The sequence below is a fragment of the Streptomyces canarius genome, assembly GCF_014650735.1.
GTDB lineage: Bacteria > Actinomycetota > Actinomycetes > Streptomycetales > Streptomycetaceae > Streptomyces > Streptomyces olivaceoviridis.
Map to the genome: position 1 here is coordinate 292,974 of NZ_BMVN01000005.1, position 21,209 is coordinate 314,182.

Here is a 21,209-nt window from a genome sequence, read left to right on the forward strand (position 1 = left end):
CCGCTCACGTACAGGGCGGCCGGTAGGAAAGACTGCCCAGGCGGTGTCGCCACTGCGCGCGGCTGAGGGCGTTGCCGGTCGTGTCGCAGATGTGGTGCACGACCCGGTCGATGTCCAGGTCCCACAGCCTGATCGTGCCGTCCTCGCCTGACGTCGCCAGCGTGTGGCCGGCAGGGCCCAGTACGGCCCTGTCGACCGCACCGGTGTGGCCCACGAGCGCGTCGCCCGTGGTGGAGGGACGCGCCGGGTCGGTGACGTCCCACAGTCTGATCATGCCGTCCGTGGTGCCGGTGGCGAGGGTGCGTCCATCGGGGCCGAACGCGAGGGCGGAGACGAGGCCGGCGCTGTCGGTGGGCGCACTGAGCGGCCTGGGACGCGCAGCGCGGGCGACGGTCCACAGGCGGAGGGTTCCGTCGGCGGTGGCCACGGCGAGCGTGTGTCCGCGCGGGGCGAACGCGACCAGGTTGCCGGTGAGGGCTCCGGCGACGGGCGCCGGGTGGGACGGGTCATGGGTGTCCCACAGCTTGACCTTCCCGGTGGAGTCCGCCACAGCCAGGCTGCGTCCGTCGGGGCTCAGTGCCAGGGAGGGCTCGTCGGGGGCGTACTCCTCATGGGGGTCAGCGGTGCCGAGGAGGCGAGGACGGCCCGGATCTCCGACATCCCACAGCCTGATCCTGCTCTCGGACTCGGACTGTGTCTCACCGAAGACCAGGTTGGTGCCTCCGCCCGACTCCGCGCTGCCGCTGCCGGTGCCGGTGCCGTCGAGAGGGAACGCCTTGAGCGGCTGCTGCTCGACCTCCGCCATCACACGGCCGTCCGCGCTGAAGGACACGGCGCCGATCACGCGGTCGCGCCTGACCGATGTGCGGCCCAGCCGGCGGGGGTGGGCCGAGTCGCCGACGTCCCACAGTCGCGTGCCGCCGTGCGGTTCCGCGACGGCGAGAAGCCGGCCGCGGGGCGCGAAGACGGCGTAGGTACCCGGAAGGGCACCCAGGCGCCGGGGGTGCCGTCCCTCGGACGTGTCCCACAACCTCACTTCCTCAGGACCGCAGGTGGTGACCATGCTCCGCCCGTCCGGGCTGGTCCCGCCCACCGAGCCCTCGAAGCACTCCGTGAGCACGGGCGGCAGGGTCCACACGCGGATGACCCGGTCGTCGGTGATGAGGCTGTACCTGTCGCGGCCGAAGATCACAGCGATGCCGTTGTAGGAGGTCTGGCCCAGTGGCTCTCCCAGCCGCGTCGGTTCCCTGTCGTCCGGCGTGTCCCACAGTTGGACTCCGTTGTCCCCTGCCACCGCCGCCGTCCCGCCGTCGGGACTGAAGGCCACAGCGGCGGCCTCGGATCCGTCGGCGGTTTCGAGCGGTGTGGAGCGGCGTTCCGGGTGGCGGGGGTCGGCGATGTCCCAGAGCCGTACCAGCCCGTCGTCCTCCACGGCCAGCATGCGCCCGTCCGGCCGGAACACCACGTCCTGGGGTGCGGAACCGAGGTGCAGGGTGCCCAGTGCCCGGGGTCGCGTGGGATCGGCCGTGGTCCACAGCCGCGCGGTGCCACTCCCGATGCTCGCTGTGGCCAGCAGGTGGCCGTGCGGGCTGAAGGCGGGGAGGTCGCCGGGCAGGGAGCGGTCGAGCGGTGCGGGATGCCCGGGGTCGTGGAGGTCCCAGAGGTAGACCCGTTGCCCGCCGGCGGCGAGGAGGCGTCCGTCGGGGCTCAGCGCCACCGTGTTCCCGACTGTGTCACCGGGCAGTTCGAACGTCGCGAGGCCGACGGGGTGGCGCGGGTCGGAGGTGTCCCACAGCCGGAGCCTGCCGTCGGTGTCGTCCTCGGCCGCCAGCAGGCTTCCGTCCGCGCTGAGCGCCACGACCGATCCGCGCAGGGAACGGCCCACGGGCGTCGGATGGCTGGCGTCACGCATGGTCCAGAGCCGGACGGCACCGTCTGCCTCCGCGAGGGCCAGCAGGTGCCGGGACGCGTCGGCGGCCACCCGGCCGCTGCCGCCGCTGGAATCCCCGTCGGCGCTGCCGCTGCGGTCGGGGGTCTCGGAGAACAGCGGCGAGTTGGCGGCACCCAGCAGACTCGTGTACGTGCGCGGTGAACGGCGCATCCGGTACGACGCGATGTCGAGCTGGGCCGCCAGCGAGACGTTCTGCACTTGCGGTGGCAGGTGGGTACCGCGCAGCTGTTCCGCCTCGGCGGCGATCTGGCGGGACACGGCGACGGCACGCTGGGTGCGGGCCGTCGCGCGCTGCTGGAAGGCGACGACCGCCGCCGCGGCGGCCACGAGTACCAGAGCGGTCAGGCCCGCGACCAGGGACCGCAGGCGGCGCGTGGTGCGCGCGGCAGCACGCTGCTCGCCGAGGCGGGCTTCCACGCTCGCCGTCAGGAAGGCGTTCTCCAGGCCGGTCAGATCGCCGCGGTCGGTGAACGCCTCCTCGGTCGCGGCCAGTCGGGTGCCCCGGTAGAGCGCACCGGCGTCCCGGTTCAGCGCGTCCCAGGCCTGCGCCGCCTCGGTGAGCCGGCGATGGGCACGCAACCGTTCGCGGTCGGCGTCGATCCAGCCGCGCAGCCGGGGCCAGGCCGTGATGAGTGCCTCGTGCGCCAGGTCGACGGTGTCGTGGTCGAGCGTGACCAGACGTGCGCGGGCCAACCGCTCCAGGACGGTCGCACTGTCGCCGGGGCTGTCCGCGCCGATCTCCGCTCGGCTGACAGGGCGGCGTGTGTCCTGGGTACCGTCGCCCGGAGCGATGAGCCGCAGCAGTACGCGGCGTGCCGCCTCGGCCTGGCCGGGGCTGAGCCGGGAGTAGACGCTCTCGGCGGTGCGGGCGACCGCGCCGTGCAGGCCGCCGGCCCCGTCGTAGGCGGCCTCGGTCAGGGCGCGGCCCTTGCGGCGGTGCCACGTCTCCAGCAGGGCGTGTGACATCAGCGGCAGGGCGCCGGGTTCGCCCTCGACCTCGTCGAGGATCCGGGCGGTCAGGGAGCGCTCCACGATCAGCCCACCGGTCTGGGCGGGCCTGACCACCGCCTCGCGCAGCTCATCGCGGGTCATGGGCCCGACCAGCACGCTGCCGTCCTGGAGCGCGGAGGTCAGTCCGGCATGCTCGGCGCAGCGGCCGAGGAAGTCGGCGCGTACGGCGATGACCACGCGGAGCCGGCCGGCGGGGCCCGTGGCGGTGAGGAGCCGGTCGATGAACCGGTCGCGTTCAGCCGGGTCGGAGCAAAGGGTGTAGAGCTCTTCGAACTGATCGACGATCAGCCACGTGTCCCCGGCGTCATCGTCCGGCACCAGGCGCCGGTCGTGCGTGCGCATCGGGTGGGCACCGGGAGTGAGGACGCGCAGCGCGGCCGGTCGTGGCCGGTCCACGGCCGGTGTGCGCAGGCGGGGGATCAGGCCGGCGCGCAGAAGGGAGGACTTACCGCTGCCCGACGGCCCGAACACCGCGGTGAACCGGCGGGAGGCGGCGAGTTCGAGCAGGCGGTCGGTGAGCTGGTCACGGCCGAAGAACAGGTCGGCGTCGCCGGGTTCGAAGCGGGCCAGGCCGCGGTAGGGCGCTCCGGCGTCCTCGTCCTCGGCGCGCGGCTCGGCCGCCACTTCCGCGGCCACCTCACGCCACCGCGTCTCCCACTGCTCCGGATCACCGCCGCACGCCCGGACATAGGCCAGCACCACGGGCAGCGTCGGCAGCCGGTCCCCCGCAGCCGCCTGCGACAGGGTGCTCGCCCCCTGCCCCGTGCGCTGCGCCATCACACGGTAGGTGGGGTTTCCGGCCTCCGACCGCACCTTGCGCAACTCGGCGGCGAACCGTGCCACCGGCCCCGCGGTCGGGTCGACCGGGTTTTCCCGACGCCCCGCCATCGGCAGCTCCCCTCCCCCGCCCCGCCTCCCCCGTGGACGCGGTGCCGTGGCCCGAGAAGCTACGCGCACCTCCGGCGCGAGGGCAAACCGCAGCCACCGTCCGCGGTCGACGCCCCGCTGCCTGCCCAAGAGCGCGCAGCGGCCATTGATCAGACCGGCACAACCGACTGCCCGATCAATCCCACGGGCGGAAAAGTCGAGGTCACACGGCACGGACGGGCTGTCCGGCCGGCAGAGCGGAAGGGAAGCGGAACATGAACGTGTACAAGCGGATCGCGCTCGCCACAGCGACCGCGGCGCTGGGTGCGGGACTTGCCGGGACCACGCCGGCGCAGGCGGTGGAGCGGCCCGGCACCGCGGTGCAGGCCGCGTCCGGGTTCCAGAACTGGTCGTGCGGCTACAACAACGGCAAGGGGCTGGAGCCCCGTTCCCTGGCGCACGCCACCACGGACCACAAGCTCACGGTGGGGCCGACGCTGGTCGAGCTGCGGAACGCCAAGTCGCACGGCACCTGGTTCGCCTGGGCACGGGTGAACGCCGGCATCGACGCCGCGACCGGACCCGGGACCCAGGTCTGGTTCGACTGGTCCGACGACCACGGCCGCACCTACCACGCCTGTGGCAGCCCGTACCACAAGGTGATGCTGGACGCCGGGGTGGTGCAGCGGGAGGACGGTCCCACCTTCCAGGCGCACACCAAGGCGGTCAACTGGGTCCGGGGACGCTGGGTGAAGGTCTGCGGCGCCTACTGGCGCATGCACTCCAACGGCGTTCCGTACGTGGCGAAGAGCGCCTGTTCCAAGTGGTACGCGAGCTAGCACACGGGTAGGTGGGGCGGCGCCGCGGCCGCGGGGATCCTCGCGGCCGCGTGTGCCCCCCCCCATCCGACGCCGGACGAGCTGACCGGCACCGCCACGCCTCGGTGAATCATCAGAAACGAGACAGAACTCATGCGTATGTACCGCATCGGCAAGGCGGTGGCGGTCACCGCCGCGACCGCGCTCCTGACGATCGGCACCATCGGCCAGGCCGCCGCCTCCCGGTCCGCGCCCGACATCGGCGACGGACACCGCGACAACAAGCACGCGGTGTGGTGCGTGCAGCACCTCCTCAACGACGTCGCCAAGCGCTACGGGCACGGCCGCCCCCTGACGGAGGACGGCCTGTGGGGGCCGAAGACCAAGCGCTGGGTCAAGTGGTACCAGCGCTTCGACGGCCTGCGCCGGGACGGCATCGTCGGCAAGGAGACCGGCGGCTGGCTCCTGATCGACGGCGACCCCTACTACGGCGGCCACACCTACTGCTACAGGTACGTGCCCTCGCGGTTCTGACCCGCCGCGGTGGGGGGCGGACGGCACAGCGCGCGGCGGTCTTCCCGGCTTACTGGCGACAACGCGGACCGCGTCCGCGTCCGCGTCCAGGGTCAAGGGGCCGCTTCGCGGCGTCATCACCCCGCCGGCCGAACTGCCTTGGCGGCGCCGCAGCACAGCCAGCCGGACGGCCGTCGCGGCGACACGGCGACACGGCGACACGGCGACACCCACGAGACATCACCGAAGTGACGACATCGACGAGGAGTTCCCCATGACATTCGCTGTACGGCCTCGACACCGCGCAGGCACCGTGGCGCTGGGCGTCCTGACCGCCACGCTCGCGGCGACCGGCATGCTGGTCGGCACGCCGAGCCCGGCGGTGGCGACCACCACCTCCGAGGTGAGACTGGCGCAGACCGACCTCAACGGCCTGGCCTACGACGCCGGGACGGTCGACGGCGTCCCCGGAGCCCGGACCAAGGCGGCCACCGCGTCCTTCCAGAGCGACCGCTGCCTGACCGTGGACGGGGCGATCGGCCCGCAGACCCTCGGCGGCCTGCGGAGTGTGGTCAAGCAAGTCCAGGCCAAGGCCAGGGTCACCGCGGACGGAACGTACGGCTCCGACACCACCGGCGCGGTGAAGCGGTACCAACGGGCCCACCACCTCGACGCCGACGGCATCGCCGGACCGGCCACCATGAAGTCCATGGGCATCACCCGTGTGGTGCCCGGATGCCACACCACGGGCACGCTGCGCACCAAGATCGTGAGGATCGCGAAGAGCCAGATCGGGGTGACGGAGGGCCGGGGCAAGTGCGTCCCGGGCAAGCCGTACAGCATCTGCGCCGACTGGTGCGCGGCCTTCGCCACGTGGGTGTGGCGCGACGCCGGCGTACGCGTTCCGTTCATGAAGTCCGTGCCCGGCGTCTACGACTGGGCGGTCGCCCACGGCAAGTGGGTGGGCACCAGCCGGCTGTCCACCGCCCGGCCGGGTGACTTGATCATCTTCGGCCACGCCGGTTACCGCTACCACATCGGCGTCGTCGACCATGTCAGTGGCCGCTCCGTCCGGGTGATCTCCGGCAACACCGCCGACCCCCGCGGCTCCGGTCGGATCGGTGTCTACGACAAGACCTACCCGCTGTCCGGCTCGGTCTTCTACGGCCTGGTCCGCCCGTAGTTCCGGCACCCGTCAAGGGCGGGCGGCCCTCACGGCCGCCCGCCCCTGCGCAGGGGCCGTCATCGCCGTGCGGCGGCGCCCTGAAACAACAGCGTGTGCTCAGGTCGGCAGCCTGGGTGTCAGTGGCGGCACGTACGGTCTGCGTATGACTGATGAGTGGTGGGCGGACGTACGACGGCGGGTTGAGGCGGCGGGGGCGGCGCCCGGGGGGAGCGAGGTGTTCGGGGCACTGGGGCACAAGTGGGTCGTTGAGGACCCGCTCACCCAGGGCGAGTTGGCCGAACTCGAAGCCCAGGTGGGTGTGCGGCTGCCGGAGGAGTACCGCGCCTTCCTGCTCCACGTCGGCGCGGGCGGCGCCGGCCCCGCCTACGGGCTGTTCCCGGTTCGTCGCGTACAGGGTCGTTGGCGCTGGGAGGGCGACGGCGCGGACCTCGCCGACCTGTCGACGCTCGCGGAGCCGTTCCCTGACCAGGGTCCGGACCCGGAGCTGCTCGACGACGTTCTTGCCCAGCGTCCCGAGGAAGAGGACTTCGACGACATCGAGGACTTCGACGACGTCATCGAGGCGTGGGACGAGCGGTGGGAGGCCGTCATGTTCGCCCCGGAGCGCACCGCCGGGGCGATCGTGATCTCCCACCTCGGCTGCGCCCAAAGGGAGTGGCTGGTCATCAGCGGCAGCCATCGCGGCACGATCTGGTCCGACTGCCGGGTGGACGACGTCGACCTCGCCCCGCTCCTCCACGACGACGGCACTCCGGTGAGGTTCGCCCGCTGGTACACCGACTGGCTGGAGAAGGCGGAGCGCACGGCTCTGTCGATACCGTAGGCCGTTCCCGCCCGCGCCGCGGGAGGAGTCGGGGCGGTACTGCCTCGCCCCGCCGGCCGTACCGCCGGACGGCGACCGGTGGTACGGACCGTCGCCCGGGGCTCCCGCTTGCGGCCGGCCAGAGGGTGCTCGGGCTGTCCGCGGGCTATGGAATCGCTTTGCCGCGAGGGTTGGTGAGGCATTAGAGTCGATCATGTGACTGCCGGGTCGGCCATGGGCCATACACGAGTGAGGCACCCGGCCTCGGCGTGAGCACGAGGCGGGCGAGAGCCCCGCCGCTTCTCCGCGTCTTCCCTCCAGCGCCGCACGCGGCGCCCACAGCGGATCCAAGACCCGGAGACACGTCCACACATGCCACATGATCAGCAGTGTCGGCACGAACTCGCCTCGCCGGCCACCGTCCAGCTCAACCACACCGCCGTCTACGCCACGGATCGTCAACTGTCGGCCGAGTTCGTCGCCGCGATCCTCGGTCTGGAGGTCGGCGCCCCGTTCGGGCCGTTTCTTCCCGTCGACCTGGGCAACGGCGTCACACTCGACTACTACGAGAAGCGGGACGAGCCGATCCAGTCGCAGCACTACGCGTTCCTCGTGCCCGACGATCAGTTCAGCACCATGATCGACCGCCTGGAGACGGTCGGTGTCACCTACTACGCCGACCCCGGCCACACCGAGCCCCACCAGATCAACCGTCTTTTCGGAGGCCGCGGCGCCTACTTCGAGGACCCGGACGGCCACAACATGGAGATCATGACGCGGCCATACGTCCGGCCGTAGGAGGCCCCCGAGCGCCTGGGGCAGCGCCGGCTTGTTCAGAGCCGGCGCTGCGCAGGCCGCACACGGTGGGTGCCGGTCAGCCGGAAGTGGTGGCGACCGCGAGGCCGAGGCCGATCAGGGCGGTGCCCGTGGTCAGCCCGAGCGCACGGCGGATCCGTGGCTTGTGCAGGACCCGCTCCGCCTTGGACAGCAGGAGCACGTAGCTGCTGAGCCAGGCGACGGTGAGCGTGCTGTGGAGGAGCACGAGGAGCGCCATGGCCCAAGGAGCGGGTAGCTGAGGAGGGGCCAGCGTGGGTAGCAGCCCGGTGTAGAAGACGGCGATCTTCGGGTTCAGGACGTTGCTGACCAGGCCGGTCCGCCAGGCGCTCCCCACGGCGGCAGGACCGGCATCCGTTCGGCCGGCCGGTGCCGGGCGGCGGTGCTGCCACAGCGCCTGCGCACCCAGGAACACCAGGTAGCCGGCGCCCAGGAGCTTGACGGTCAGGTAGGCCGCGGGCGAGGCGGCGAGCACGGCCGCGAGCCCCGCCACGGTCAACGCGCCCCAGAGCAGCAGCCCGGTCACGATCCCGCCCACGGTACGCAGCCCGTCCCCGGGACCGGCCACGAGCGCACGCCGGGTCACCACCGCCATGTCCGGGCCGGGCACGAGGGTCAGCAGCCCCAGGACGCCGCTCGCTGCCAGGAAGTGGGTCAGCACGCCGCCGCCCTCTTGGAGTGCGGGTTGGCGGCGGTGCCCTCGGTGCTCAGCAGCACGACGACCGAGGACGGCCCCAGCCCCAGCGCCGTACGGCGTTCCTCGGCGCCCACGCCGGTGAGCGCCGCCCGCAGACCGGCGAGCGACGCGGCCCCGCAGGGGCCCGAGGAGACACCGGCGGCGGCCAGAACACCGGCCGCGCGGGCGCTGTCGGCGTCCGCGACGGCGACCGCGGCGTCCAGCCCGTCACGCAGATGGGGCCACGCGATGCTGGACGGGGTGCCGCAGTTCAGCCCGGCCATGGTGGTCTGGCCCGTGGGGACGCTGACGGGTGCGCCGAGGGCGAGGCTCTTGAGGACGCACGGCGCGGTCTCCGGCTCCACCGACAGCAGCGCCGGGGCGTGCCCGCAGGGGCGGCTGCGGTAGTGGGTGACCACGGCCTGTGCCAAGGACCCCACGCCCACCGGTATGGAGACGAGATCGGGGCCTCCGGCGACCCCTTCGGCCGTCAACTGCTCGTCGATCTCGGCGCACAGGGTGGAGTAACCCTCGACGATCCACCGCGGGATCTGCTCGTAACCCGGCCAGGCGGTGTCCTGGACCAGGACCGTGTCGGGCGCGGCGGCCGCCTCGGCCGCCAGGCGCACGGCCTCGTCGTACGGCCCCGGGACCTCGGTGACCTTCGCCTGTTCGGCGACGATGGCCGACACGGCCTGGGGGTGCACGCCCTGCGGAACGAAGACGTGGGCCTCCTGACCGAGGCGGCGCGCCATGCGGGCCACCGCGCGGCCGTGGTTGCCGTCGGTGGCGGTCACGAGCGTGACCGGGGCCGGTTCGCCGCCGTTCGCCTCCCGCTCGGCAAGGGCGCGGTGCACCGCCCAGGAAGCGCCCAGTGCCTTGAACGCGGGCAGCCCGAGACGGCACGACTCGTCCTTGACGAAGACCCGGCCGACGCCCCACGCGTCCGCGAGCGAAGGGAGTTCGGTCAGCGGGGTGGGCGCGTAGTCGGGCAGCGCGAAGTGGAAGGCCCGCACGTCGGCCGGCGCGGGTTCACACCGCCAGGCACGGGCATCGGGGCGCGCGAACCACGGCAGCGTACGGGAGGAGGAAGTGTTGTCAGGCACAGGATTGTCAGGCACAGGACCAGGGTGCGGCGCGTCCCTACGATCGGTCCAGCTAATGTTTTCGACCTATACTCATCGGCGGACCCGAACGAATGAGTGCACTGGAAGAGTATCGACACATCGACCCGGTCGGCCGGTCGGCTGTCGGTCCACGAGGCGGAGGGAGGCGGGCGTGCCATGTTCGATCTGCACCGGCTGCGCCTGCTCAGGGAACTCAAGCACCGCGGCACCCTGGCGGCCGTCGCCACCGCGCTGTCCTACGCCCCCTCCTCCGTCTCCCAGCAGCTCTCCCAGTTGGAGGCCGAGGTCGGCGTCCCGCTGCTGGAACCGGTCGGGCGGCGGGTGCGGCTGACCGAGCAGGCCGAGATCCTCGTCGCCCACACCGAGGCGATCCTCGAACGCCTGGAGCGCGCGGAGGCGGACATCGCCGCCTCGCTGTCCGACCTGACCGGCACCCTGCGCATCGCCGCGTTCCAGACAGCCGCCCTGGCCCTCGTTCCGACCGCGCTCGGCCTGCTGCGTGACCAGCACCCGCGCCTGCGCGTCCACGTCACGCACATGGAACCGGAAAGGGCCCTGCCCGCGCTGCAAGCCCGCGACTTCGACCTCGTCCTCGCCGAGGAATACCCCGGCAACCCCAACCCGCGGCCCGCCGAACTCGAACAGGAGGACCTGCTCGACGACCCCCTGCACCTGGCCCTGCCGAAACCGGCCGGCACCGGGGAAGCCGACGGTCCGACCGCGGCGCTGCGTTCCCTCGCCGACCACCCCTGGGTGATGGAACCCGAGGGCACCGCCGCCCGGCACTGGGCCATGACCCTGTGCCGCAACGCCGGCTTCGAACCGGACGTACGGTTCGAGACCACCGACCTGCTGCTCCACCTCCGCCTGGTCGAGCAGCAACACGCCGCGGCCCTCCTGCCCGGCCTCGTCTGGACCGGGCAGCCCCCGACCGTCACGCTGCGTCCGCTCCCCCGCGGTCAGCGCACGCGCCGCATCTTCACCGTCGTACGCCGTGGCCGCGACCGGCACCCTGCCGTGCGGGCGTGCCGGGAAGCCCTCCGCCGAGCGGTCGGCCTGCGCTCCGACCGCGCCTGAGGAAACCGGCGCGGCGGCCGGCAGCCCCATCGGTGTCCACGTGGGCCGGCGCCCTGTGCGGGACGAGGCACGGATCGAGCGTCACCGAACCGCGGCGTGCGCGTGGCAGACCTACGTGGATGCGCGCAGCCGGAGTTCCGCGCGGGTCACGAGGTCGTCGGGGGCGAGTGGACTGTCGCCGGTCAGGAGACGGGCCGCTTGTTCGACGGCGAGTGCTCCGAGCCGGCGGATGTCCAGAGCCACGCTGGACAGTGCGGGCTCGACCAGCGTGCCGAGCGTCACTCCGTCGAAGCCGATCACGGCCAGGTCGCGCGGAACCAGGCGTCCCGTCCGACGCGCGGCACGGAGCGCGCCGATGGCGATGACGTCGTTGAAGGCGAAGACAGCGGTCACGTCGGGATGGTGGGTGAGCAGGTGCTCCAGCGCCCGCTCACCGCCCTCCACGCTCTGCTCAGCGCGGCACACCGGTCCGTCACCGAGTCCGCAGGCGGTCAGCGCGTCGGCGAACCACGCGTGCCGCACGCTCGGCTCGGCCCGGGCAGCGTGGTCGAGCATGCCGATGCGCCGGTGCCCTGCCTGGACGAGGTGTGAGACGGCCGCCCTGACCCCGTCCCTTCCGTCGATGCGGATGGAGCTGAAGCGTTCGGCGTCCTCGCCCCGGTCGATGAGTACGACCGGCAGTCCCCGGGTCCACTGCTCGATCTCGCTCTCGGTCCGGCTGAAGTAGCCGACGACCGCGTCCACTTGGGAGGCGATCACCTGGAGGGTGCCCAGCTCCTCCTGTGCGCTGTCCGCGGTGTCGTAGACCAGGACGTGCCATCCGCGGGCGCGAGCGGCCTCCAGCGCCGCCGCGGCGACCTCGGTGAAGAACGGGTTGAGCAGGTCGGGGATCACGAGACCGACGCTGATCGTGTCCTGGCGCACCAGCCCCCTGGCGAACCGGCTCGGTCGGTATCCCAGCGTCCGCGCGGCTTCGAGCACACGCTGCTTGGTGGAGCCGTCGATCTCCCCCTTGTCGTTCAGCGCGCGTGACACGGTCTGCCGGGACACCCCGGCAGCGCGGGCGACATCATGGATCGTCACCCTGCGGGACTCGGTCCCGGACGGCACTGTCACCCACCTCCCCATCGTGATCCGAGAGTCTTGACACTCAACCGCACCCGAGCGCAAACTTCCGAACGTTTTACAGCGCCCGTGAACGTTCCCGTGAACGCTCACGGACGGAAGTTACAGGAGCTTGCCCCTTCCCGCCACGGTGTCCGGGGACCGAATCCGACACCGTCGCGGCCGTCCATGTCCACCGCGGCATCCCGCCTGAGTGAGTCAACGTCGACCCGGCCGGCACCAGTCGCCGGTCGTTCTCGGGAACGGAAAACATGAGCAGCACAGTCATGCGCACCCGCCTCGCCACCGTCGCCGCGGCAGCCGGTGTCGCCGTACTCGCCGCATGCTCCTCGCCCGCGCCGTCGGGCGAGGCATCGGCGGCGTCCTGCACGCCTTCCAAGGGCAAAGTCACCCTCCAGTACTGGAACACCGTTCCGGGCATGGACAAGGTGGTGGACCTGTGGAACCAGCGGCATCCGGACATCCAGGTCGAGACGAAGAACATCTCCAACGACCAGTACGGCACCATAGGAAACGCCCTGAAGGCGGGGAAGGCGCCTGATCTGGCGCAGGTCGGCTACGACGAACTGCCCAACCTGCGCACCCAGAACGCCTTCGTGGACGCCTCGGCCTGCAAGGCGGCCACCGCGGCCAAGTCGAAGTTCGTCCCCTGGACCTGGTCCCAGACCAGCTTCGGCGGCACCGGTGTGTTCGCCATGCCGCAGGACACCGGCCCGATGGCCCTGTTCGTGCGCCGCGACCTCTTCGAGAAGTACCACGTCGCGATCCCCACGACCTGGGACGAGTACGCGTCCGCGGCACAGAAGCTGCACAAGGCGGATCCCGGCCTCGCCATCACGTTCTTCGACCCGAACAACGCCGAGTGGTTCAACGGGCTCCTCTGGCAGAACGACGCGAAGATGTACGGCTACTCCGACGACAAGTGGCAGGTCACCGTCGACTCGGAGCGGAGCAGGCAGGTCGCGGCGTACTGGCAGGAGCTGATCTCCGGCAAGCTCGTGCGCACCGACCTCGCCAACGGTTCCACGCAGATGTACGCCGCGTACCAGAAGGACCGGATCGCCAGCTACGTCGGTGCCGCCTGGGGCTACAGCATGTTCCGCGACAACCTGCCCAAGCAGGCCGGCAAGTGGTCGGTCGTCCCGATGCCGACCTGGGGGACGCACGGCGCGTCCGGCGACTGGGGCGGGTCGACCGTCGCGTTCATGAAGGGCAGCAAGCACCTGTACGAATCGGTGGAGTTCAACACCTGGCTGAACACCGATCCGGAGGCGCTCGCCATGGAGAACAAGCTGGGCGGCCTGTACCCCGCCGCCAATGCCGGTCTCCGACTCCCCTCGCTGGAGAAGGGCGTTGCGTACTACGGCAACGAGAAGATCTTCGACGTCTTCGCCGACTCGTCCAAGAAGATCGACACCAGCTTCGCCTGGGGCCCCACGCAGAAGACGGTGAACCTGGCGTTGCAGGACGCGATGGCCAAGGCGGCGGCCGGCGACGGCACGCTCACCGACGCGCTCTCGGCTGCCCAGCACGCCGCGCTGACATCGATGAAGGACCAGGCGATCCCGGTCACGGCGGGCAAGTGACCGCGGCATGACCGACACCGCAGCCCGCGCGACACCCGTCGTGGCGCCGACCCGCGTCCGCCGCCGTCTTCGCGGCGGCGGACCCCGGGCGGGCACCGTCGCCGCGTTCCTGACACCCTTCTTCCTGCCGTTCCTGCTGTTCTACCTGGTGCCCGTCGGCTACGCGCTCTGGCAGAGCCTGCGGGTGGTGCGCCGCACCGGCGGGCAGTACGGGACCTCGTACACGGCCTTCGGTGGTTTCGAGCAGTACGCGCAGGTACTGCGGAACACCGAGTTCTGGTCCAGCATCGGCCGCATCGGGCTGTTCGGCGTCGTGCAGGTGCCGGTCATGCTGTTCGTCGCTCTGGTCATCGCGCTGCTGCTGGACACTCCGCTGCTGAAGCTCAAGGCGTTCTTCCGCATCACCGCGTTCATGCCGTACGCCGTGCCCGGAGTCATCGCCGCGATCATGTGGTCGTACCTGTACTCGCCCCAACTCAGCCCCGTCGTCGACCTGCTGAACGGCATCGGCCTCAAGCCGGACTTCCTCGGGCCGGGTGCCGTGCTGTGGTCGACCGCCAACGTCTCCACCTGGCTGTGGACCGGCTACAACATGCTGATCATGTACTCGGCGTTGCAGTCGATCCCGCAGGAGCTCTACGAGGCCGCGAAGATCGACGGCGCGAGCAACTGGACGATCGCGTGGCGGGTCAAGGTCCCGATCATCGCTCCGTCGATCGTCCTGACCTCGGTGTTCTCGATCATCGGCACGCTCCAGCTGTACGCCGAACCGGCCGTGCTGCGCCAGATCTCCTCGAACATCTCCAGCACCTTCACACCGAACATGCTCGCGTACACGGTGGCCTCCGGGAACAACTACCAGCAGGCCGCGGCCATTTCCGTGGTCATCGCGGTCATCACCTTCGTGTTGAGCTTCGGGTTCATGCGACTGACCTCGAAGAGGGCCGGACTGTGAGCAACCCCTCCGTGATCCGTGAGAGCCGCGTCAGCCGTACGGCCGTCATGGCCCTGATGCTCCTCCTGGCCGTCTACTTCCTGCTGCCCGTCTACTTCCTCGTCGTCGCCGCGACGAAGCCGCAGGGCGACCTGGCCGCCACCAACGGGCTGGTGTTCTCGCACTTCAACCTGTTCGAGAACCTCCGCGTCCTGTTCACCCGCAGCGACGGCGTCTTCGGCCGCTGGGCTCTCAACACCGTCGTCTACGCGGTGCTGGGCGCGGCCGTGGGCACCCTGATCTCCGCGCTGTGCGGCTACGCCCTCGCCAAGTTCCGGTTCCGCGGCCGGGAGGTGCTGTTCTCCGTCGTCCTCGGCGGCGTCCTCGTACCCACCACCGCGCTCGCCCTGCCGCTGTTCCTGCTGTTCTCGGCGACGGGGCTCGTCAACACCTACTTCGCGGTCTTCCTGCCCAGCATCGTCAGCCCGTTCGGCGTCTACCTCGCGCGTGTCTTCGCGAACGCGTCCGTCCCGCAGGAGCTGATCGAGTCCGCGCGGCTGGACGGCGCGGGTGAGTTCCGCACGTTCTTCTCGGTGGCGTTCCGGCTGATGACGCCGGCCCTGGTGACCATCTTCCTGTTCCAGTTCGTGGCGATCTGGAACAACTTCTTCCTGCCGATGGTGATGCTCCAGAAGGAGTCCCTGTTCCCGATCACGCTCGGCCTGTACGAGTGGAACGGCCAGACCGCCCGCGCGCCCCTGCTCCAGCAGTCCGTGATCACCGGCTCGCTGGTGTCGATCGTGCCCGTGATCATCGTGTTCGTACTCCTCCAGCGGTTCTGGCGCACCGGGCTCGCCGCCGGGTCCCTCAAATGACGTCCGCCCCACCCCACGCACAGAAGGTGTCTGTCGCCATGTCCAAAGCGGCTGTGTTCGTGCCCCACTTCCACTGGGACCGCGAGTGGTACGAGCCCTTCCAGGTGTTCCGGCACCGGCTCGTCACCGCCCTCGACACCGTGCTGGAGACGGCCGAGGCGGACCCGGACTTCCGGTTCACCGTCGACGGTCAGATGGCCGCGATCGAGGACTACCTGGAGATGCGCCCGGAGAACCGCGATCGTCTCGCGGCCCTGGTCGGCGAGGGCCGGCTCGCCATCGGGCCGTGGCTGATCCTGCTCGACGAGTTCCTCTGCTCCGGCGAGACCATCGTCCGCAACCTCCAGCTCGGGTGGGCGGTCGCGGAGGGCCTGGGCGGGGCGATGCCCATCGGCTATCTGCCGGACATGTTCGGCCACATCGCGCAGATGCCGCAGATCCTGGCCCGTGCCGGGATCGAGCACGCGGCCCTGTGGCGTGGTGTGCCCGGTGCCGTCGAGGGTCACGCGTTCCGCTGGCGCGCTCCCGACGGCTCCGAAGTACGCACGGAGTTCCTCTTCGACGGCTACGACAACGGCCTGGACCTCCTGCTGGTACCCGACCGGATCGGCCGCGCGCTCGGCGAGTACGCGGAGATGACGGCCCAGCGGTGGGGCGGCGACCCGGTGCTGGCGATGGCCGGCACCGATCACTCCGCGCCCGACCCGCGGCTCGCGGCCTGGCTGCGGCGCGCGGCCGGCCCGGACCGCGCCATCACCATCGCCACACTCGACGAGTACGTCCGCCGGCACGTGCGCGACGAGCCGGTCACCGTCGTCACCGGTGAGCTGCGCAGTCATGTGCGCGGCAACATCCTGCCGGGCGTGCTGTCCGTCCGGCTCGGGCTCAAGCAGCGGATGGCGGTGGCCGAGCGCACCGTCGACCATGCCGAGCGGGTGAACGCATTGTGGTCCGGGCGGGACGACTCGCCGTTCCTCTCGCTCGCCTGGCACAAGATCATCGAGTCGACGGCCCACGACTCGGTGGTCGGCTCCGGCACCGACGAGACCTGTACCCAGGTCGAAGCACGGCTCGCCGAAGCCGCGCAGATCGCGCGCGCCGTCCGGGACACGGCTCTCGCCGAGCCCGCCGCCGGGGTGCCGAGCGACGGTCATCTGGTCGCCAATCCGCTGCCGTTCCCCCGCGAGGCGCTGGTCGAGGTGGAGGTCGCGGCCCCGCCCGGGGGGACCACACTGGTCGCCACCACCGCGGACGGCCGCGAACAGCCCGTGCAACTGATCTCCGAGGCCCCGACCGTGCTCAGCGACGAGCGCGTGGACGCCTCGCAGCTCGAACGCGTGCTGCGCCGGATCCATCGCCGGGAACTCTTCGGCCGGCTGATCGACCGCTACGAACTCACCCCGGGCTCACTCGTCTTCCACCTCGCCGAGGTCCCGACCAGCGGACCGTTCGACCTGCTCATCCTGCGCCGGGACGTCGCCGCCGCCGCTGCCGCGCATCCGGGTGAGTGGCGGGTGCTGACGCTGGAGGAGGCCCGCGCCACCGCGCTGGTGCCCGTGCGCGTCCCCGCCGGCGGGCTGGCGAGCTTCCGGGTCGCGCCGAGCGACCGGCCTGCCGCCCCCGCGGCGACACCCGCTCCGGCGACGGCCACGGCGACGGGCCGCACACTGGCGAACGGGCTGGTCGAGGTCGAAGTCGCCGAAGACGGCACCCTGAAGGTGACCGGAGCCGACGGCACCGTGCTGAGCGGGGTCGGCCGGCTCGTCGACGGCGGTGACCGCGGCGACAGCTACAACTACGCTCCTCCGGCCCGTGACGTGCTCGTGTCGGAGCCTACGGAGATCGGTGTCGAACTCCTCGAAAGCGGCCCGCTGCGTGCGAGAGTGCGCGTCACCCGCGTCTACGAGTGGCCCGCGGAGCTCTCCTCCGACCGCGATCTGCGCAGCGGCCGGACCGTGCCGACGCCGGTCGAGACACTGGTGGAAGTGCGCGCCGGGGAGCCGTTCGTCCGTGTCTCCACCGCGTTCCTCAACCAGTCCGCCGACCACCGGCTGCGCTTCCACGTACCGCTGCCCGAGCCCGTGGACACGTCGGCCTCGGCCGGGCAGTTCGCCGTCACCGAGCGCGGACTGAGTGCCGAGGGCGGCTGGGGCGAGTACCCGATCCCGACCTTCCCGGCGAGTTCCTTCGTGTCGGCCGGCGCCGCCCACGTCCTGCTCGCGCACTCCAGTGAGTACGAACTCGTCGACGGCGGCTCCGAACTCGCCCTCACCCTGCTGCGCGCGATCGGCTCGATCAGTGTCAACATCCATCCCCTGCGTGACGAGCCCGCGGCGAGCGAGATCCCCGCACCGGGTGCGCAGGACCTGGGCATGCGCATCGAGAACCGTTTCGCGGTGCTGCCCTCGGCGGACGGCTGGGAGGGTGCGGAGGCGGTCGCGCGCGCCGAGGAGTTCCGCAACGAGGTACTCGTCACCCGTGGGACCGCCCCCGCCGGGGGCCACCTGCCCCCGGACGCGACCGGCATCCGGGTCGACGGCACGAACGTCCTCGTCTCGGCCGTTCGCCGGGTCACCGACGCCGATCACGGCGCCGGTACCGAGATCCGGCTGACGTCGATGAGCGACACCGGGTCGCACGTCCGCGTCACCGGCCCGTTCACACAAGCCACCACGGTCGACCTGCTGGGCAGGCCCCTGTCCGGGACCCCGGTGCGGGACGGGCTCCACCTCGACCTCGCCCCGTGGGAGATCCGCACCCTGAGGGTGCGCTGACCGGTCGCCCCGGCCGCTCGACCGCGCCCGCTCGCGCCCTCGCACACCCGCATCCGAGAGAGAGTGGTGACCTCGTGTCCCCCAGGCTTCCCTCCCATGTCACGGACCTCGCACCCGGCCGTGGGGCATTGCGTCCCGCGCGGTCGTGGCTGCACTCCGACGCTCCCTCCCAGTCACTGAACGGTCCATGGCGGTTCCGGCTGTCGCCCACGGCGTCGGAGTCCGAGGACTTCGCGGCCGAGGGTTTCGACGACCGCGGCTGGGACAGCATTCCGGTCCCCTCCCACTGGGTGCTCCAGGGCGACGGAGCCTACGGCCGGCCGCACTACACCAACATCCGGTACCCCTTCCCGCTCGACCCGCCCCACGTGCCGGACGAGAACCCCACCGGCGACTACCGACGGCACTTCGACCTGCCCGCCGACTGGTCGGACGCCGAGCGCGTCGTGCTGCGGTTCGACGGGGTCGAGTCGCTCTTCAGGGTGTGGGTGAACGGCGTGGAGATCGGCAGCGCCAGTGGCAGCCGGCTCGCCCACGAGTTCGACGTCACCTCAGCGGTGCGCCCGGGCGACAACGTCGTCGCGGTACGGGTGCACCAGTGGTCGGCGGCCAGCTACCTGGAGGACCAGGACCAGTGGTGGCTGCCGGGCATCTTCCGGGACGTCACCGTGATCGCCCGGCCCGCCGGAGGCATCGAGGACGTCTGGTTGCGCACCGGATTCGACGACGGACGCGGACGCATCGACCCCGAGGTCACGGCCGAGGCCGCGTCGTTCCCGGTCACCCTGCGCATCCCCGAACTCGGCGTCGAGCAGGTCTGGGCGACGCCCGCCGACGTGGCCCCCCTCGGCGTCGCCGGCGTGGCGCCCTGGTCCGCCGAACAGCCCCGCCTCTACGACGCCACCGTCTCGACGGCCGCCGAGAGCATCGCCCTGCGTGTGGGGTTCCGCACGGTCGACATCAGAGGCGACCGGTTCCTGGTCAACGGCCGCCGCGTCGTGTTCCACGGGATGAACCGCCATGAGGCCCATCCCGAGCGCGGGCGCGTCTTCGACGAGGAGCACGCGCGGGCGGACCTGGCCCGCATGAAGCGGTTCAACGTGAACGCCATCCGCACCAGCCACTACCCGCCGCACCCGCGGCTGCTCGACCTGGCCGACGAACTCGGGTTCTGGGTCGTCCTCGAATGCGATCTGGAGACGCACGGCTTCGAGGACGCCGGCTGGGCCGGCAATCCCTCCGACGACCCGGCGTGGCGCGAGGCACTCCTCGACCGCGTCGAGCGGACCGTCGAACGGGACAAGAACCATCCCAGCATCGTGATGTGGTCGCTCGGCAACGAAGCGGGGACGGGAAGCAACCTCGCCGCCATGTCGGCGTGGGTCCACGCCCGCGACACCGAACGCCCCGTGCACTACGAAGGCGACCACACCGGCGAGTACACCGACGTCTACTCCCGCATGTACGCGTCGGTGCCGGAGATCGAGCAGATCGGCGCCGACGGGGCCCGCTCACCGCTGGCGCACTGCACTCCGGCACAGAGTGCCCGCCAGCGCGCCAAGCCGTTCCTGCTGTGCGAGTACGCGCACGCGATGGGCAACGGGCCGGGAGGACTCGACGAGTACGAGGCACTGGTGCACGCCTACCCGCGCGTGCACGGCGGTTTCGTCTGGGAGTGGCGTGACCACGGCATCCTGACCAGCGCCCCGGACGGGACACCGTACTTCGCCTACGGCGGCGACTTCGGAGAGGTGGTGCACGACGGCAACTTCGTGATGGACGGCATGCTGCTGAGCGACGACGTGCCGACGCCCGGCCTCCACGAGTTCAAGGCGGTCGTGCAGCCGATCCGCTTCGACTTCGGCGACGGCGGCGTCACGATCACGAACCTGCGGCACTCCGCCGACACCCGCGACCTCCGTTTCCGCTGGCGGGTCGAGCACGACGGGGTGCCCGTGGACAGCGGCGACCTGGAGGTACCCGTCGTCGCACCGGGCGGCTCGGAGCGGGTGCCGCTGCCACCGGTCCGGGTGTCGCCGGACGCCGAGACATGGTTCACGGTCGACGCGGTGCTGGCGGCCGGAACGGCCTGGGCTCCCGAGGGGCACGTGATCGCGACGGCCCAACGGGACACCTCGGCACCCCGTACCGTTCCGTCGGCCCGGCCCCGGACCGACTGGCGGCCGGGAGACGGAACCCTGACGCTGGGGATCGCCGAGTTCGTCGACGGATCCCTCGTACGACTCGCCGGCCGCGCCGTGACGGGCCCACGGCTGGAACTGTTCCGGGCACCGACCGACAACGACGAGAGCGCGTCCGACCGCGTCGAGGACAGCGACGCCGCCATCCCCGGAGTGTCCAACGCCGCTCTGTGGCGCCGCGACGGCCTGGACCGGCTGACGACGCGACGCGTGAGCGTGGAGCGGGCCGCGCGGTCCCTGCGCACGATCGACAAGGTCGCCGCGGCGGGCTCCGCCTCGTCGGTGACGGTGGAGTCCGTCTGGTCCCTCGTCGACGACGGGCTGGAACTGCTCGTGGAGATCGAGCCGTCGAGAGGCTGGCGGACGGTGTGGCCACGGATCGGTATCCGCTTCGGCTTCCCCGACGGCACGGCTCCGGTCGACGGCGCCGACTGGTTCGGTCTCGGTCCCTTCGAGTCCTACCCCGACAGTCTGCGTGCGGCGCGCACGGGTCGCTTCACCGCGGGTGTCCACGACCTCTCGGCCGGCTACGCGCGGCCCCAGGAGACCGGTCACCGCTCGGGACTCCGGCGGTTGACACTGCTGAGCGGCGGTACCGAGGTGCTGCGCGTCGAGGCGGTGCCGGACAGGTCCGGACGTCGTCCGGGCTTCACCCTCAGCCGCCACACCCCCCAGGAGACCGCCCGGGCCAGGCACCCGTTCGAGCTCCCCGAGTCGACGACGAGCCACCTGATCATCGACGCGGCGCAGCACGGACTCGGTTCGCGGTCCTGCGGACCGGACGTGCGGCCTGGGTTCGCGCTTCGTCCTGAGGCCCGCACGATCAGACTGCGCCTCTCGGCGAGCCGCTGA

The 21,209-nt window shown here is 71.5% G+C and carries 15 protein-coding genes; 11 read left to right on the forward strand and 4 right to left on the reverse strand.

Annotated elements, in window-relative coordinates; translation table 11 throughout:
- Window positions 1-4 precede the first annotated feature (4 nt).
- Window positions 5-3,850 (reverse strand): nSTAND1 domain-containing NTPase, encoded by a 3,846-nt coding sequence (locus IE294_RS10330; RefSeq protein ID WP_189884507.1) that lies wholly within the window; start codon window positions 3,848-3,850, stop codon window positions 5-7.
- 254 nt (window positions 3,851-4,104) lie between these two features.
- On the opposite strand from IE294_RS10330, the gene IE294_RS10335 reads away from it, so the two are divergent.
- The 5 genes from IE294_RS10335 (at window position 4,105) to IE294_RS10355 (ending at window position 7,946) form a co-directional block, all read left to right on the forward strand.
- Window positions 4,105-4,668, forward strand: coding sequence for a hypothetical protein (locus IE294_RS10335; RefSeq protein WP_189884509.1), 564 nt, complete (start codon window positions 4,105-4,107; stop codon window positions 4,666-4,668).
- A 132-nt stretch (window positions 4,669-4,800) separates the two neighbouring features.
- On the forward strand, window positions 4,801-5,181 hold the full coding sequence (locus tag IE294_RS10340) for a peptidoglycan-binding domain-containing protein (RefSeq protein ID WP_189884511.1): 381 nt from the start codon (window positions 4,801-4,803) through the stop codon (window positions 5,179-5,181).
- Window positions 5,182-5,434: 253 nt separating this feature from the next.
- The gene (locus tag IE294_RS10345) at window positions 5,435-6,343 is read left to right on the forward strand and encodes a peptidoglycan-binding protein (protein ID WP_189884513.1); all 909 of its coding nucleotides are present in this window, start codon (window positions 5,435-5,437) and stop codon (window positions 6,341-6,343) included.
- Window positions 6,344-6,488: 145 nt separating this feature from the next.
- Complete coding sequence (locus IE294_RS10350; RefSeq protein ID WP_189884515.1) at window positions 6,489-7,169, forward strand: SMI1/KNR4 family protein; 681 nt, start codon at window positions 6,489-6,491, stop codon at window positions 7,167-7,169.
- Between the two features lie 351 nt (window positions 7,170-7,520).
- Window positions 7,521-7,946, forward strand: coding sequence for a VOC family protein (locus IE294_RS10355; RefSeq protein ID WP_189884517.1), 426 nt, complete (start codon window positions 7,521-7,523; stop codon window positions 7,944-7,946).
- 76 nt (window positions 7,947-8,022) lie between these two features.
- Here IE294_RS10355 and IE294_RS10360 read toward each other — a convergent pair whose 3' ends face one another.
- Together IE294_RS10360 and IE294_RS10365 are read right to left on the reverse strand one after the other, a co-directional pair.
- The gene (locus IE294_RS10360) at window positions 8,023-8,643 is read right to left on the reverse strand and encodes a LysE family translocator (RefSeq protein WP_189884519.1); all 621 of its coding nucleotides are present in this window, start codon (window positions 8,641-8,643) and stop codon (window positions 8,023-8,025) included.
- Window positions 8,637-9,764, reverse strand: a complete 1,128-nt coding sequence (locus tag IE294_RS10365) for a diaminopropionate ammonia-lyase (RefSeq protein WP_189884701.1) — start codon at window positions 9,762-9,764, stop codon at window positions 8,637-8,639. The genes IE294_RS10360 and IE294_RS10365 overlap by 7 nt, the downstream gene beginning before the upstream one ends.
- Before the next feature lie 177 nt (window positions 9,765-9,941).
- Between IE294_RS10365 and IE294_RS10370 the strand changes: the two genes are divergently transcribed.
- Window positions 9,942-10,862 carry a LysR family transcriptional regulator gene (locus IE294_RS10370; RefSeq protein ID WP_189884521.1) on the forward strand — a complete coding sequence of 307 codons (921 nt, stop codon included), beginning with the start codon at window positions 9,942-9,944 and terminating at the stop codon, window positions 10,860-10,862.
- A gap of 111 nt (window positions 10,863-10,973) precedes the next feature.
- Here the strand turns inward: IE294_RS10370 and IE294_RS10375 are convergent, their stop codons facing one another.
- Complete coding sequence (locus IE294_RS10375) at window positions 10,974-11,990, reverse strand: LacI family DNA-binding transcriptional regulator (protein WP_189884523.1); 1,017 nt, start codon at window positions 11,988-11,990, stop codon at window positions 10,974-10,976.
- Window positions 11,991-12,238: 248 nt separating this feature from the next.
- Here IE294_RS10375 and IE294_RS10380 point away from each other — a divergent pair, with 248 nt between their 5' ends.
- The 5 genes from IE294_RS10380 (at window position 12,239) to IE294_RS10400 (ending at window position 21,209) form a co-directional block, all read left to right on the forward strand.
- Window positions 12,239-13,573, forward strand: coding sequence for a type 2 periplasmic-binding domain-containing protein (locus IE294_RS10380; RefSeq protein ID WP_229917103.1), 1,335 nt, complete (start codon window positions 12,239-12,241; stop codon window positions 13,571-13,573).
- Between the two features lie 7 nt (window positions 13,574-13,580).
- Complete coding sequence (locus IE294_RS10385) at window positions 13,581-14,528, forward strand: carbohydrate ABC transporter permease (RefSeq protein ID WP_189884525.1); 948 nt, start codon at window positions 13,581-13,583, stop codon at window positions 14,526-14,528.
- 47 nt (window positions 14,529-14,575) lie between these two features.
- Entirely contained in the window at window positions 14,576-15,382 is an 807-nt protein-coding gene (locus tag IE294_RS10390; protein ID WP_229917117.1) for a carbohydrate ABC transporter permease, read from the forward strand.
- A gap of 38 nt (window positions 15,383-15,420) precedes the next feature.
- Window positions 15,421-18,156, forward strand: coding sequence for a glycoside hydrolase family 38 N-terminal domain-containing protein (locus IE294_RS10395; RefSeq protein WP_189884529.1), 2,736 nt, complete (start codon window positions 15,421-15,423; stop codon window positions 18,154-18,156).
- A 74-nt stretch (window positions 18,157-18,230) separates the two neighbouring features.
- Window positions 18,231-21,209, forward strand: a complete 2,979-nt coding sequence (locus tag IE294_RS10400) for a glycoside hydrolase family 2 TIM barrel-domain containing protein (RefSeq protein ID WP_189884531.1) — start codon at window positions 18,231-18,233, stop codon at window positions 21,207-21,209.